Source organism: Bradyrhizobium sp. 87, assembly GCF_023073015.1.
GTDB classification, from domain to species: Bacteria; Pseudomonadota; Alphaproteobacteria; order Rhizobiales; family Xanthobacteraceae; genus Bradyrhizobium; species Bradyrhizobium canariense_D.
In genome coordinates this window covers 1-12280 of record NZ_JADPIQ010000090.1, presented here as the reverse complement: position 1 = coordinate 12280, position 12280 = coordinate 1, and the positions used below count along the sequence as shown (strand labels likewise).

The following is a 12280-nucleotide window of genomic DNA, read 5'->3' as shown; positions in this document are numbered from 1 at the left end:
ACGCGGTGCGGCGGCCCCGGAGTTGCTCCACCTCCCAGAAGGCGCGGATAAGGCACGTACCAAGGCAGAGCACGATGAGCAACAGCAGAAAGGCCTGATCGAAGGCGGGGATGTGAGTCATGGCAATGATAAAGCAACGGGCGTGCCACGCGTTCCCGCCACGCGCCCTGCCGCGGCTTGCTGGCTGCCGATCGTAGCCCGCTTTGACTGTCTCAATGCGTGGTGAACGGCGGCGGCGCGTCGGGCGCGACGTCGAAGGCGCCGAGATGGAACTCCTCGCCGGTGGACGCGTCCGGCTCGGAATGCTGCGCCATCAGCGTGAACGCGGCCTGCGGGTATTGCTTCCAGATATCGAGATCGTCGGCGGTGATGGTGAGCCAGCCGAACGTGTACATGTAGCGTCCGGGCTCGGTGACCCGGCCGACCCTGTCCCAGGTGATCTTGTCGACTCTGACCTTATCGACTGTAATTTTCTCGACTGCCATTCGGTCCCCCGATCGCAAGTCTGCAAATGACGTCCGGAACGAGGCGCGGACCTTCAAAAGCTTATCTCGAAATAGGGCTGCGATAGGGCAGCGCGGCCGGAGGATCAGGCCGATTGCAGCATGGCCGTGCGGACGATCAGCCGGACGACGTCGTCCCGCGACTGCTTTTCGGCGAATTTGACAGCAAAGCCGTTTTCGAATTTGCGGATCACCCGCCCGACGCAAGCGCCGACCGCAAGCGGGGTTCCCACTGGCGGATCGTATTCGCAGGATATCGCGACACCGGCCGTGGAGACGTCGATGATGAAGCAGGCATGCGTGCTGCCGTCGGCGAGCGTCAGGAAGGTGTGCGCGACCTGCGGAACGAAGCGCGCGTCATTCCGCAGTTCCTGGACGCTGGCGTCCTTTTGCTTCTTCTCGAGCCAGGTCAGCTTTTCCGACATCCAGGCGCGCCGGGCCCGCGTCATGTCGAGCTCCATCAGGAAGCCCGATTTCAGCGTCGCGCTGATGGTACATTGGAATTCGCCAAAATCCTGGAAGTAGGAGGTCACGCGCTCGCCGACCTTTCCGACTACGGGAACGTCGACCATCATGCGGAACGGTGAAACGCGGCTGGTGCGGCAGGCGAAGGTACGGAGCTTGCCCTCGCAATCGTACCAACGCGGCAGCGAGTAGCTGCCACTCACGGTGACATGCACGGCACGCTGTCTGAGGAACTCTGCGACGGACATGGGCGCCAATCGTGTTTCGGAGGTTTTCCGTAATTCCACGGTAGCAATCAAATTCTAAGCAAATGATACCGGCGCTCACGAGCAGGGGTAAATTTCCGGTAAATGCGCAGATCGGGGCGGGCGGCATAGCGCCGCGATTGTCAGGCCCGTGACCTCACGATCGCGTCATCCGAGCAGCACCAGCAGAGCCAGCACGCCAAGGGCCATAGCGAGCTTGATCGTCGCGCAGGCCAGGCCGCTCGGTCGCCTCTCAAATCCGAACCACGGCAATGCATGCTGCATCGCGCGCGTTGCGAATGCTTCGACGATGGCGAACAAAAGAGCGATTCCGGCGACGAAGGACCATGATGCGTCCGGAAGCATCCATGTCGCGAGCCACGCGGGAACGGACGCTTTCAGCGAGGCCAGCAGCGCGAACCATCCGAACAGGGAGACGAAGCCCTTGATGATGTCGGGTCCGATCGTGTCGGGCTCGAGACGGATGCCGATCTTTCCAAGCGCGAGTTCGATGCGCTCGCCATCGGTGAAGAAGAGGAAGGCGCCGAGGTAGAGAGGAACGCGCGACTGAAACAGCAGCGCGATGATGCCGAACAGGACGGCGTAGCCGTACGCGTCAGCGAGAATGGTCGTGCCTGCCGTATGCGACGGCTCCGACGCAGTCGTTGCCCGAGGCAGCGATCTGGCGCGCGCCATGTGCTCCAGCATTCTGGCGCGCCGCTCCGGCACGTAGGCTGCCGTGCGGTGGATCCATGGCGGAGGCGTCGGCGAGGCAATCCCGGCCTGGTCGTCCGAGGGAGATTTGTGCTGCGCCATCGGCCTGCATCCAGTTCCATCTGGACATTGGTCGGAGGCGAGGGGCGGGAGGTTCATGCGGGGCGGCAGATTTCGCCCTGTCATCCAACGGCGGATGATGGCGCTCCCTAGCGGAATCGAACCGCTCTCTCCACCGTGAAAGGGTGGCGTCCTAACCGATAGACGAAGGGAGCAAACCCAGGGCCCCGCCGCTTTTCGCGGCACGGCCGCTGGCCGCCCGAGTCATGCCCGGCGGCTGCAGCGGGCGAACCTATAATGGCCTTTGGCGCCCTGGGCAAGCCGTTCGGGAACGGTCTTTTGGCACCGGTGGATAGCATCCCACCCAAGGATCGGTCGGCCGAATTCAACGGTTTCTTAGGTTCCCTGAGCTAGCGCTGGACTGGGAGAATTTAAGCCGATGCCACCGCCCAAGAAGCGCGCAGCCCGCAAGTCGCTGTCGCAGCATGCCTGGATCACCCTCGACGGCGGATTCGCAGCGCGGCAATGCCTGGTCCAGGACATCTCCGCCACGGGCGCCAAGATCACGCTGGACGAGGATGCGAGCCAGCTCCCGGGCGTGATCCGGATGGCGTTCGCGCGCGATGCGCGGACCGGGCGGAGCTGCCAGGTGGTATGGCGCCGCGGCAAATCGGCCGGCATCAAGTTCATCTGATCCCCGGGCAAAGCGACCCCGATGGCGCGCGACGCCGGTCCGGGCTAGAACGGCCTGCATGCGTGCGCCGCTCCTCATCCTGATCTCGTTGCTGACGACGTCCGCGGCCGCGGCGGAAGCCTTGCGTCTGCCGCCTCCGGAGCGCCCACAGGCCGGCAAGGCCTTGCCGCTTAAGGGTGCCGGCGGGAGCGCGAAAGCGGGCTCCTGCGCCGCCTATGGCCGCGGCTTCCATCTGGTCGAGAGCACCGGCACCTGCGTCAAGATCGGCGGCTCGATCAGCGTCGAGACCACGGTCAGGCGCTGAGCCCCCATGCCGCCGGACATCATGCGGCCCGAGATCATCGTCCCGTTCGTGATGTATTGCGCGCTGCTGTGGTGGGTCGGCCGCGGCCTGAGCTGGACTGCGCGGCTCGCCACCGCGGCGGTCACGCTCGTGCTGATTTTCTGCGTGCTGCTGTTCGAGCGCGGCTGGCCTAAACAAAAAAACGCGAAAACAACCCCATGCACAGTAGCCGCCCCCCTCCCGGCGGCGCGCGGCAAAATGCCGATTCATCGTGCTCGTAACGGACTTTAAGCCGCGTCACCGCTCACGACATCGGCGGTGCCACAAATTGCGCAAAACCGGGCCGTTTGCCGAGCTCGGCGAGCCAGCGCGTCAGATGCGGCTGCGCGGGCCGGGTGATGCCCTCGACGCCGAGCCAGCGCCGCGCATAGGCGCCGATCGCAATGTCGGCGAGCGTGAACGCATCGCCGTCCATGAACGGACGCGTGGAGAGCAGGCGGTCCGCGATGGCCCAGACCTCGGCGGCGGCATCGGCATCCTTTTGCACCTGGATCATGTCTCGCTCGGCGGGCGGCGTGCGCACGATGCCCCAGAACACCGGGCGGTCGACCGGCTGCACCATCGACAGCGTCCAGTCGAGCCAGCGGTCGACGCTGGCGCGCAGCTTCGGCGCCTCGGGATAGATTTGCGTGCCGCGCCCGTGCGCGAGGCAGAGATAGCGCATGATCGAATTGGATTCCCACAGCGTGAAGTCGCCCTCGACCAGCGTCGGGATCCGCGCATTGGGGTTCATCGCGAGATAGTCGGCCTCGCGGGTCTTGCCGAACGCCATGCCGGCGTCGATGCGCTCGTAAGCCAGGCCGAGCTCGGCGAGGCACCACAGCACCTTCTGCACGTTGACCGAATTGGCGCGGCCCCAGATCGTCAGCTTTTGGTCCGGCACGTCATCCTCCCGCGGCGCTTCTTTCGGCGCGGGTAATAGCGGAATCCACTGCGGCGAGCGACGGGCGATTGCGCCGATCCTCTCATGCAAAAGGTCCGCATGCAAAAAGCTCCGCCCGAGGCGGAGCTTTCATTGCAAGGCAAAGCCTGGTCAGGCGATCAGCGGCCGAAGAACAGCCACAGCAAGATGATCACCGGGATCGGCACACCCAGCATCCACAACAAAATTCCGCGTCCCATCGCGTCCTCCTCCAATTGCATTGTCGAAGAGAGAACGCATAGGAGAGGGGCTGGTTCCGGCAAAAAGGCCTACCAATGGCCGATGTTGGGCATCGACGACCACGGCTCCTGCGGCGGCTTCGGATCGCCCTTCTGCAACAGCTCGATCGAGTGCAAATCCGGCGAGCGGACGAAGGCCATGTTGCCGTCGCGCGGCGGACGGTTGATGGTGACGCCGGCCTTCATCAGCTTCTCGCAGGTCGCGTAGATGTCGTCGACTTCATAGGCGAGATGGCCGAAGAAGCGATCCTCGCCGTATTTTTCCTCGTCCCAATTCCAGGTGAGCTCGACCAGCGGCGCGCCGCGCGTCTGCGGCTGCTTCTTGAGCGCCTCGAGATCGTCCGACGAGCACAGGAACACCAGCGTGAAACGCCCCTTGTCGTTCTCGATCCGCCGAACCTCCTTCAGCCCCAGCGCATCCTGGTAAAACTTCAGCGCGACATCGAGATTGCGCACGCGCAGCATGGTGTGGAGGTATCGCATGGTTGTTGCTCCCTGGGTGGATGGAGGGTTTTTGGTTCGGCCGAGCCGAAGGGAGTAGGAGATAGCAGGAAAATCCCAGCAGGGGCAGGGGGCGGGTGCACATGTGCATGAGGGTGAAGCCGGCTGATGAAGTAAATCAGCCGGCGAAATTTCAATGCACTTTCACCGCAAATCCAGTGCCGCACACGCGTCATTGGCTGTGTGTGCGGGCCAGTCTGCTGCCGCGACCTATTGCGCCGCGAGGCGGTTTCCGGCCTGCTCGATCGGCGGCATGAAGAGCGATACCGCGGTGCCTTCGGGGTCGCGAAACTGGAACGTCCTGTTGCCCCATGGCATCGTTTTCAACTTGTGCACCAGCGTAACCTTGTCTTTCAGGCGCTGATAATCCGCATCGATGTCTTCAACCTGAAACTCGATCACGGCGGTGCGGTCGGCGCCGGGCTCGGCACTGTTTTCTTTCCAGAGCGCGACCGTCTCGGCTGCGCCGATTGCCAGGTTGGCGCCCGGCGTCACGATCTTGGCGAACACCGGCGCGAGCCATTCGGCGGAAACTCCGGTCACCATTTCGTAGAACGAAACCATGATTTTGATGTCAGTGGCGATCAGGCGAGTGGAGGCGTACTTCATGACATGTCCTTTGTTGACCCCAGATTGAGCGGCATCGCGGCGCTCGTCGCACATCGCTGCTGCCACCCTGATGTCAGCAGTCACGATGCCGCGCCGAGCGCGCCGTGAATGGCGATGGCAGTGCTCAAGCGCTAGAAAACGAGCCCTTCACGAAGCTCCACAGCGCTAACCGGGTCCTCAGAACGGTGACGCAAACCGCAGAACTTGGCCACCTCATTCACGGGGGACACGGGGTTGTTTAGCCGTTGGCAGATGAACTCCCCGCGGAGCTGACGCGACTAACCGCTATGGCCAATATTCTAGGCGAGCTTCTGTTTGCACTTATCCGCTCGATTGTTGCCGGATGGGCGTATGCGCTCTGGGTCAAACTGGCGACATGGCTCGAGCCGAAAATCCAACGGCGTTGGGTGAAGATTGCCGTAGGAGGCCTCCTCGGCCTGGCAGCCTTTTTTATGATTCCGATCGTGATGGCGCTGTTGGGCCTTTGAAGACAATGAAATCCGTTCTCACCGTCGCACTGGCAATCGGGGCCCTCGTCTCGACGGTGCTGCTCGTCATGGAGCAGCTAACCGACTACTCCACCCCTGTGATGGCATGGGAGATGCCGGGTATATCCGCAGCTTACCTTTTCTGGGGAGCTGTCGGCAGTTCCGTTTTCTTGGGCGTCGCCATCACTTGGGCCGTGAACGCCATCGTTTACGGGGCGCCCGCTTTCGTTGTCCTTACAGTCATCAAGCTGGCAATCCGCGATCTGCCGAAGTGACAGAACTGAGCTCGGCGCGGAGCCGATGCTCAGCGCGCTCAAGAAAATGAGCGGCAGCAGGTCATGCAAGGCGCCTGACGCGCCTTGCATGATCGTCTGAAATTTCGCCTGCCGGCGAGCGGCCGGACGGCCGACATCATGAACCACGACGGAGTTGGAGGCGACGAATGCCCGTAAACGAAGGTCTCTCGTCGTGAAATGGTTTAGACGATACGCAGTTGGCTGCCTGATCGCGGTGCTCCTGTTCTCGGGCCGAGACAGTTACAAACGGCCCGGCGAAGACATGCGCTACGGGGCCATCCTTATGGTAGCCGCCGGTTGGCCTGTTGTTGCCGCGATTGTCGTGGGAAGCACCATCGGTGACATCGTACATGACGTGAAGCAAGGCAAAGCAGGATGAGTGCCCGGCTCGCAAAGCGACAGGCCCCGATCCCGGCATTGAAGTTGTGGAATCGACATTGCGGGATCGTGCGCTCAATCGACGCTGTCTGTGCCCGACGAAATGCAGCGCGCTCAACGTTTGTGAATGCAGCGTTGGCCGAACGCCTGCAACCTTCCCGCGACACTTCTGATCATCGGTGAGTCATGTTCTTCCGTCTCGCAGGGGCGGGGCGTACATGCCCGCTGTCTACTTCTCGAGCCCGGCCTTTTGCCGCATCGTGTCGATCAGCTCTGACGCCTCTGCCTTGGTCAGATCCTTCTTGGGGAGGGGCTTGTGCGCCTGCTCGGCGAGGGTCTTGAGGTAGGATTCCTGGGCGCCGGTCATCGGGTCGTCGCCGGAAACCCAATCCTTCGGATCCTTTTGTGTGTTGTCCCCGGTGTTGTCAGCTGTCTTGTCAGCCATCGCGATCTCTCCTTTTCCACCTAACGTCGGCGCGCGCTTGTCGTTCCTCATTTGTTCGTCAGTCGAAAACGTGCGGAAATTGAACGTCTCGAGATCTGCCATGAAGAACCGACCTACTGGCCAGCGCGGAACAAGCGCTCCCGCCAAGCGTAGGTTCTGCATGAGCGAGAACCTGTCCCATCTCATCGAACATTCCGTGCAGATCGCCTGGGATTATCTGGAGCGCACCGCACAAATCAGCGACGCGCCGTTCACCAGCCGCTTTCTCTCGGCCGCCGTCGAAGAGATGGTCCGCAAGGGCGAGCACAGACGCCTCATGCTGGCCAACCGGGCCATCACGGCGTTCGAGCGGCTTTCCAATAGGCAAGCTGCATAGATCGGTCCCCGGCCTTCGGTCGTCACTGCGCGGCGGTCCTGCAGTTCTCCGAGTGCAATTTGTTGAACCCCGGCGAAGCCCGGCGCGACCAACCGCCATGCTGCAAAGCCTGCTCGGCATCGGAATTGGCTTCGCGGCCTATGTGCTGAGACACCAAAGAGGAAAGTCGTGAAGGCGATCACACTGCTCGCGGTGGCGGCCATGCTGCTGGTGGAAATCTTCGGGTCGAAGGCGAGCGTCGGCGGCTCGATGAGCTTCATGCTGGTCTTTGTGCTCGTGATGCTGGCTGTCGCGATCTACGAGGCTTGGTCGAACGAGCGCGGCGCGATCGGATGGATCGTCAACCTGTTCGCTTCGGCGGTTGGCGGGCTGGTTGCGGTTGCCCTGATCGGGATGGCCGTGGAGGCGATGCTGCCATACCTTCACCTCGAAGGTTCGCTCGCGTCCTCGCAACATCCCCTGAAATACGTCCTAGTCGCAGCCATTGCGATCTGCATGGTGCTGGGATCATGGCTGCCGCTGTTGGCCGTCAACCGGTTTCGTCACTGAAGGGCACCCGGCGTCGCGCTCCCTAGCGCTTTGCTTCCTGCTTGCCACGCCTGATTTCCTCGGCTTCGTCCACGAGCTTCAAGGCGGCGCCGTCATAGCTGAGCTTCAGGCCACGGCCGACGGTCCATATCCATCCTTCCCGAGCGTCGCGGGTTGGCTGGGCGTTGAACTGGTCGGAGATCGATTTGACTGCAGCGTCTTGGGGACCGGATTGTTCAACTCCGCAATGACGCGCCAGATGGGATGTTTGGGATCGGGATTCCCAGGGTCAACGTCGTCGGCAAAGATCGTGACCTTGGCGCCGTCGACTGCGCACTCCAGGACGTAGGAATCGCGAATCTGACGGCAGCGGTAGCGACGTTGCGTGACGAGCTTGTTGGTTTCGTCGAATGTCATCCCTGGCGAAAAGCCGAGGATGTCGGGCTTCTTCACGAGTGCCAGTGACGCAGGCTTTAGAAAGCCGGGCTGTACCGCCACGAGAACGGCGGCAACAACAACGATCAAGCCGGCGACAACAATGGCAATCTTCATCAGCCCCTCACAAGAAACGTTCGACCATACAACAGCCGGAGCGTTCTACCAGCCATCGCCCTGCATGCTTCGAGCCTCCGGCTATTTTTGTAGGACGGCACCTTCGGAGGATCACAGCTTCGGAAGATCGCATGGGCACGTATCGGCTGGTCATGAACGTGAAAAACCGCCCCTGACATGACCAGGGGCGGCTTTCACCAAACGGGGTTTCGAACGCGATCTAGTGACCGGTGCCCGGCTTCGTCGTCTTCGGCGGCTTGCCGTCTTCGATCCGGCCTTCGTTGCGCAAGTCACGACCTTCCTGGGCCTTCTTCTGGCTCTCGGGGGACTTGCCGTGTTCGTTCATCTCTTCTTTGATGAATCCGGCGCCTTCCTTCACTTTACCTTCAACGCTCATGACGATCTCCTTGCTGGAGATGGGGCAACTCGCGGCAAGACCTGACCGTTCCGGTGCGCGCACGATTGTGAGGAGTGCATTCGACAGGTTCCAAAGACCCTTGTCATGAAATGGCCGCGCCGCTTGTGGAAGCGACGCGGCCGGGAAGCGAGCCGTACAGGAAACCGGCTTACTTCTTGTTGCTGCGGGTCTTGGTACCGCCCTGGTCGCTGCCCGGGCCGGAGCCGCCCTGGCCGGAGGCGTCGGGCCTCACCATTCCGCCCTTGCTCATGCCGTCATGGCTCACGCCGGTCGTGCCGCTGCTCATCGTGCCCTTGTCCGTGTTGGTCATGCCGAGCTTCTGCATGTTGTCGGACTGCGCGGCGGGGCCGGTCTGGGTCTGGGCCAAGGCAGAGCCGCACATGAGGCCGAGGGCGGCGGTCGCAATGACGAGCTTCTTCATCTCAAACTCCTGGTTGGTTGTGTGGGCCAACGGGAGCGCAGAAACCGTGTTCCTAAAACAAGGCGTTCCGGAGTGCAAAAATTCTCGTCTGCAACGAGGCGTTGTCGGTTCTGCTTGAATCAGAACCGCTCCAGATTGTTGTGACGCGTTTTCGTCGCGCGAACTTGAAAACGCTCTAAGCCGCAAGCCGCTGATCGGCCGGGCCCGTCAGGTGCTTGAGCACTTCCGCGTGCTCCAGGTCGGGAACCGCAATGGCCGTGTGGCTGTAGCTCGTATTGGTTCGTGAGTTTGCAATCCTGTCCAGGATCTCGCCGCCCTTGATGACGTGGAGACCCATGCCCTCTCCCGACGGGAAGATCGCGAGCACCACGTCATAGGCTGTGATGACGGCGCGAAGCGCTTCGGCCTTGTCTTCGGCAATGTCGACGAACACGCGAACATCGGCCGCGAGTTCACGCAGCTCGTTAAAATCCAGCACTGTGGGGTACTCCAACGCAACGATACTAAGGGGAGCTTGGAGGCGTTAGGTTACCGAAGTCTCAACGGCGCATGCCCAGCCAAAGGTTTATCGACCAGGCGCTCCCGTCCAGCCGATAGGACGCGCGGGCGTTGCCGCTTGCTCGGCAAGGCGCCGGCACGGAAAGAACCTATGGAGCGGGAGGGACGAAGCGCGCCTCATACCCATACGGGCGTCACGCGATACGCGCGTGACTCATGCGCGGTTTACTTGGCGTATCCCTGGGAGCGGAGCCACGCGATCTTGCGGTCGCCATTGATCCAGTCGTCGGCGTCTGCCTTGCTGGTGAAGCCCTTGATTTCGCGCTGTTCGCTGTCCGGGTAATCCGCCAGGATTTTCCAGTCGTTGTCTGCAATGCGGACGGTTTTGAAGGTCACTTTTGTTTTTGCCATGCCGCATTATGCAGGAGATGGCCGGAAAAGAGAACCTGCCTTGTGACGGTCACCGGGGTGGCCGGGCGCAGACCTCGGAGGCCAGCCTGATCGGCAGTGCGGGGCCGGGTCCAGGCAAAGACGAAAGCCCCGCCTGGGGGAAGCGGGGCTCTCTGATGGGGGGTGAAGCTTGGGGACTTCAAAGAGTTAGACGCCTCGGGGAGAAAATGGTTCAACGCGAAAACGGCGGAAGCTGCGGCATCTTTGCCGGGGCGTCCGGCCCTCCGCAGAACCCCTGCTTGCGTTTTGGGCGTCGATGGGTTCTAAGCCCCGTCACTTCATGAAAGTTGGCATGAAACAGAAGCGCGTTGCGCGGTCGGACCGCGTCCTGAGCAAAGCCTGCTCGCGCGCACAGAAGGAAATTCAGACATGGCGAAGATGACGAAGACTCAGTTGATCGATGCAATTGCCGAGGGCACGCAGCTGTCGAAGAACGACGTGAAGTCGGTCATCGAGTACATGGCGACGGTCGGCTACAAGGAGCTCAACGAGTCCGGCGAGTTCGTCATTCCCGGCTTCGTGAAGATGTCGGTGGTGAACAAGCCGGCGACCGAAGCCCGCATGGGCGTCAATCCCTTCACCAAGGAGCCGATGCAGTTCGCCGCGAAGCCGGCGAGCAAGTCGGTGAAGGCCTCGCCGCTGAAGGTGGCCAAAGACTCCGTCTAAGGGCTCGCGTTTTCGTTGCGGAGGCTTCTTTTCGCGGAGCGCTGCAATGATTGCTTGCTTGTGCTGAACCAATAAGGAACTCTCTTAAGGAACTCTAGGGCGTCGTCAGGCTTTGCTTCCGAAAGGGAGAAATCACATGACTGGTCTCAGCGAAGAAGAGATTCGAAATCGGGCCTATCACCTCTGGAAGGAGGCTGGCGAGCCCGCAGGCACGATGGACACCTTCTGGTATGAGGCCGAAAAGGAGCTTCTCGCCGAGCGGACCAAGCAAGGCGAAGTCCCACCCGGCATGACCGACAATTTGTCGGTCTGACTTTGCTGGTTCAACAGGCGGACAGGGGCGAGCGTCGACAGTTCTCAAAGCAGCCATTCGGCGTAACGCCCGGGTGGCTGCTTTGCTGTTCGGGCCCTCGTTCGAATCGAGTCGCCTCCGTGCGGCCGCCTCAAAGAAAAACCCCGGTCTTGGGGACCGGGGCTCTTCAAGCAGGTCGGCCGCGTTGCGACATGCCGCCAGCACCACCGAATTCGACCTGACAACGCGGGGCGGGAAAACTCGTTCCGGCCGCTAGTCCGGCGATACGGACACGTCACCGGCGTATCGACCTGGCGCTCGCGCCAGACGATGAGATCGCATTTGGGATTGAGCCACTGATGTTCGGAGCCGCGCGCCTTCAGGTGCGCGAGCGCTGCATCATGTGCGGCGGTCTGATCCGGCGCTTCGACCATGATCTCCACGGTCTCTTCGATCTGACGCACCACTTCGACGGCGTAGTATTTTCTGGTCACGATCCCTAGCTCCGGAATGACTAACGGGGAGGGCGGTGGCGCGTTCCCCAAAAGAAAAACCCCGCGCTTTCGCACGGGGCCTTCTTGGCTGGCGGGGAAGGGATTTCAGCGCCTAGCCGCCGCGCCGTGGCTCGAACTTAAGGTTGAAAACCTAAAAAGCAACCGTCGGCGCGCGGAAGGCTCAAGGCGATGTGCCCGGCGAATTTCACGGGAGGGGCTGGACTTGTTGTTCCTATTTTGTTCTAGTGACGCATCTCTTTTGGCAGCGACATTGTTTTGGAGGTGCCCATGACTGTCGAGAAACAGCGGGAAGTAATCAGGCTCTGGAATCAGCTCAGGAAGCTTGATGGTCCGGCCGCGGAAGAACTCCGCATCCAGATCCTCGAATGCTTTTCGGAGAAGGATCTATCGAAGGACACGGCGAAGCGAGCGGCGTGATGAGCATCGCACTAGGGTCTGTACCTAATTAGCGAGTTCTGATTCCCTCGTGCCAAGTTGATTCGGCACGGGGGACTTCGATGCGCAAAGGACTGTTCTGGCTCAACGACAAGCAGTGGGCTCAGATAGAGCCGCATCTGCCAACAAACCAGACCGGCCCGGCGCGCGAAGACGATCGACGCATTATCAGCGGTATCATTCACATGCTCCAGTGCGGCGCACGCTGGCGCGATTGCCCGTCCGAC

Annotated in this window: 23 protein-coding genes, 1 tRNA gene and 1 pseudogene; 12 read left to right on the top strand and 13 right to left on the bottom strand. The window is 61.6% G+C overall.

Annotation, left to right across the window (positions count from 1 at the left end):
* Positions 1 to 212: 212 nt before the first annotated feature.
* The 4 genes from IVB50_RS22655 to IVB50_RS22640 all read right to left on the bottom strand — a co-directional run bounded on the left by IVB50_RS22655 (position 213) and on the right by IVB50_RS22640 (position 2202).
* Positions 213 to 485: a hypothetical protein gene (locus IVB50_RS22655; RefSeq protein ID WP_247297369.1), complete on the bottom strand. Its 273-nt coding sequence runs from the start codon at positions 483 to 485 to the stop codon at positions 213 to 215.
* A gap of 104 nt (positions 486 to 589) precedes the next feature.
* Entirely contained in the window at positions 590 to 1216 is a 627-nt protein-coding gene (locus tag IVB50_RS22650) for a pilus assembly protein PilZ (protein WP_018454388.1), read from the bottom strand.
* A gap of 165 nt (positions 1217 to 1381) precedes the next feature.
* Positions 1382 to 2029, bottom strand: a complete 648-nt coding sequence (locus tag IVB50_RS22645; RefSeq protein ID WP_247297367.1) for a hypothetical protein — start codon at positions 2027 to 2029, stop codon at positions 1382 to 1384.
* A 98-nt stretch (positions 2030 to 2127) separates the two neighbouring features.
* Positions 2128 to 2202 (bottom strand) — tRNA-Glu (locus tag IVB50_RS22640).
* A 224-nt stretch (positions 2203 to 2426) separates the two neighbouring features.
* Here IVB50_RS22640 and IVB50_RS22635 point away from each other — a divergent pair.
* Genes IVB50_RS22635 through IVB50_RS22625 form a run of 3 tightly spaced genes read left to right on the top strand, consistent with a single transcriptional unit; the run spans position 2427 to position 3255 of the window.
* Positions 2427 to 2681: a PilZ domain-containing protein gene (locus IVB50_RS22635; protein ID WP_007591415.1), complete on the top strand. Its 255-nt coding sequence runs from the start codon at positions 2427 to 2429 to the stop codon at positions 2679 to 2681.
* A gap of 58 nt (positions 2682 to 2739) precedes the next feature.
* A complete protein-coding gene (locus tag IVB50_RS22630) occupies positions 2740 to 2985 on the top strand; it encodes a hypothetical protein (protein WP_204511122.1) in 246 nt (81 codons plus the stop codon).
* 6 nt (positions 2986 to 2991) lie between these two features.
* Complete coding sequence (locus tag IVB50_RS22625; RefSeq protein ID WP_247297691.1) at positions 2992 to 3255, top strand: hypothetical protein; 264 nt, start codon at positions 2992 to 2994, stop codon at positions 3253 to 3255.
* A 13-nt stretch (positions 3256 to 3268) separates the two neighbouring features.
* On the opposite strand, the gene IVB50_RS22620 is transcribed toward IVB50_RS22625, so the two are convergent.
* The 3 genes from IVB50_RS22620 to IVB50_RS22610 all read right to left on the bottom strand — a co-directional run bounded on the left by IVB50_RS22620 (position 3269) and on the right by IVB50_RS22610 (position 5295).
* Positions 3269 to 3907: a glutathione S-transferase gene (locus IVB50_RS22620; protein WP_247297364.1), complete on the bottom strand. Its 639-nt coding sequence runs from the start codon at positions 3905 to 3907 to the stop codon at positions 3269 to 3271.
* 308 nt (positions 3908 to 4215) lie between these two features.
* Entirely contained in the window at positions 4216 to 4668 is a 453-nt protein-coding gene (locus IVB50_RS22615) for a VOC family protein (RefSeq protein WP_085358759.1), read from the bottom strand.
* 228 nt (positions 4669 to 4896) lie between these two features.
* The gene (locus IVB50_RS22610) at positions 4897 to 5295 is read right to left on the bottom strand and encodes a VOC family protein (protein WP_247297663.1); all 399 of its coding nucleotides are present in this window, start codon (positions 5293 to 5295) and stop codon (positions 4897 to 4899) included.
* A gap of 245 nt (positions 5296 to 5540) precedes the next feature.
* Between IVB50_RS22610 and IVB50_RS22605 the strand changes: the two genes are divergently transcribed.
* Positions 5541 to 5783: a hypothetical protein gene (locus IVB50_RS22605; RefSeq protein WP_245288382.1), complete on the top strand. Its 243-nt coding sequence runs from the start codon at positions 5541 to 5543 to the stop codon at positions 5781 to 5783.
* A gap of 5 nt (positions 5784 to 5788) precedes the next feature.
* Positions 5789 to 6058, top strand: coding sequence for a hypothetical protein (locus tag IVB50_RS22600; protein WP_018454380.1), 270 nt, complete (start codon positions 5789 to 5791; stop codon positions 6056 to 6058).
* 628 nt (positions 6059 to 6686) lie between these two features.
* On the opposite strand, the gene IVB50_RS22595 is transcribed toward IVB50_RS22600, so the two are convergent.
* Positions 6687 to 6902, bottom strand: a complete 216-nt coding sequence (locus IVB50_RS22595; protein ID WP_026232720.1) for a DUF3072 domain-containing protein — start codon at positions 6900 to 6902, stop codon at positions 6687 to 6689.
* A 160-nt stretch (positions 6903 to 7062) separates the two neighbouring features.
* On the opposite strand from IVB50_RS22595, the gene IVB50_RS22590 reads away from it, so the two are divergent.
* Together IVB50_RS22590 and IVB50_RS22585 are read left to right on the top strand one after the other, a co-directional pair.
* Complete coding sequence (locus IVB50_RS22590) at positions 7063 to 7278, top strand: hypothetical protein (RefSeq protein ID WP_247297362.1); 216 nt, start codon at positions 7063 to 7065, stop codon at positions 7276 to 7278.
* 168 nt (positions 7279 to 7446) lie between these two features.
* Positions 7447 to 7827: a hypothetical protein gene (locus IVB50_RS22585; RefSeq protein WP_018454376.1), complete on the top strand. Its 381-nt coding sequence runs from the start codon at positions 7447 to 7449 to the stop codon at positions 7825 to 7827.
* Positions 7828 to 7849: 22 nt separating this feature from the next.
* Here the strand turns inward: IVB50_RS22585 and IVB50_RS22580 are convergent.
* The 5 genes and pseudogenes from IVB50_RS22580 to IVB50_RS22560 form a co-directional block, all read right to left on the bottom strand.
* A pseudogene (locus tag IVB50_RS22580) lies at positions 7850 to 8358 on the bottom strand (hypothetical protein).
* A 220-nt stretch (positions 8359 to 8578) separates the two neighbouring features.
* On the bottom strand, positions 8579 to 8755 hold the full coding sequence (locus tag IVB50_RS22575) for a hypothetical protein (protein WP_007610124.1): 177 nt from the start codon (positions 8753 to 8755) through the stop codon (positions 8579 to 8581).
* A gap of 169 nt (positions 8756 to 8924) precedes the next feature.
* The gene (locus IVB50_RS22570) at positions 8925 to 9197 is read right to left on the bottom strand and encodes a hypothetical protein (RefSeq protein ID WP_247297360.1); all 273 of its coding nucleotides are present in this window, start codon (positions 9195 to 9197) and stop codon (positions 8925 to 8927) included.
* A gap of 175 nt (positions 9198 to 9372) precedes the next feature.
* Positions 9373 to 9675: a hypothetical protein gene (locus IVB50_RS22565; RefSeq protein WP_018454373.1), complete on the bottom strand. Its 303-nt coding sequence runs from the start codon at positions 9673 to 9675 to the stop codon at positions 9373 to 9375.
* Positions 9676 to 9920: 245 nt separating this feature from the next.
* Positions 9921 to 10106, bottom strand: a complete 186-nt coding sequence (locus tag IVB50_RS22560) for a hypothetical protein (RefSeq protein ID WP_007591378.1) — start codon at positions 10104 to 10106, stop codon at positions 9921 to 9923.
* A gap of 408 nt (positions 10107 to 10514) precedes the next feature.
* On the opposite strand from IVB50_RS22560, the gene IVB50_RS22555 reads away from it, so the two are divergent.
* The 5 genes from IVB50_RS22555 to IVB50_RS22535 all read left to right on the top strand — a co-directional run.
* A complete protein-coding gene (locus IVB50_RS22555; protein WP_007591377.1) occupies positions 10515 to 10811 on the top strand; it encodes an HU family DNA-binding protein in 297 nt (98 codons plus the stop codon).
* A 136-nt stretch (positions 10812 to 10947) separates the two neighbouring features.
* Positions 10948 to 11124 carry a DUF2934 domain-containing protein gene (locus tag IVB50_RS22550; protein ID WP_018454372.1) on the top strand — a complete coding sequence of 59 codons (177 nt, stop codon included), beginning with the start codon at positions 10948 to 10950 and terminating at the stop codon, positions 11122 to 11124.
* A 338-nt stretch (positions 11125 to 11462) separates the two neighbouring features.
* Positions 11463 to 11606, top strand: a complete 144-nt coding sequence (locus IVB50_RS22545; RefSeq protein WP_247297358.1) for a hypothetical protein — start codon at positions 11463 to 11465, stop codon at positions 11604 to 11606.
* Between the two features lie 279 nt (positions 11607 to 11885).
* Positions 11886 to 12035 (top strand): hypothetical protein, encoded by a 150-nt coding sequence (locus IVB50_RS22540; protein ID WP_247297357.1) that lies wholly within the window; start codon positions 11886 to 11888, stop codon positions 12033 to 12035.
* Positions 12036 to 12115: 80 nt separating this feature from the next.
* The coding region (locus IVB50_RS22535; protein ID WP_247296928.1) for a transposase at positions 12116 to 12280 on the top strand (165 nt) is incomplete at its 3' end.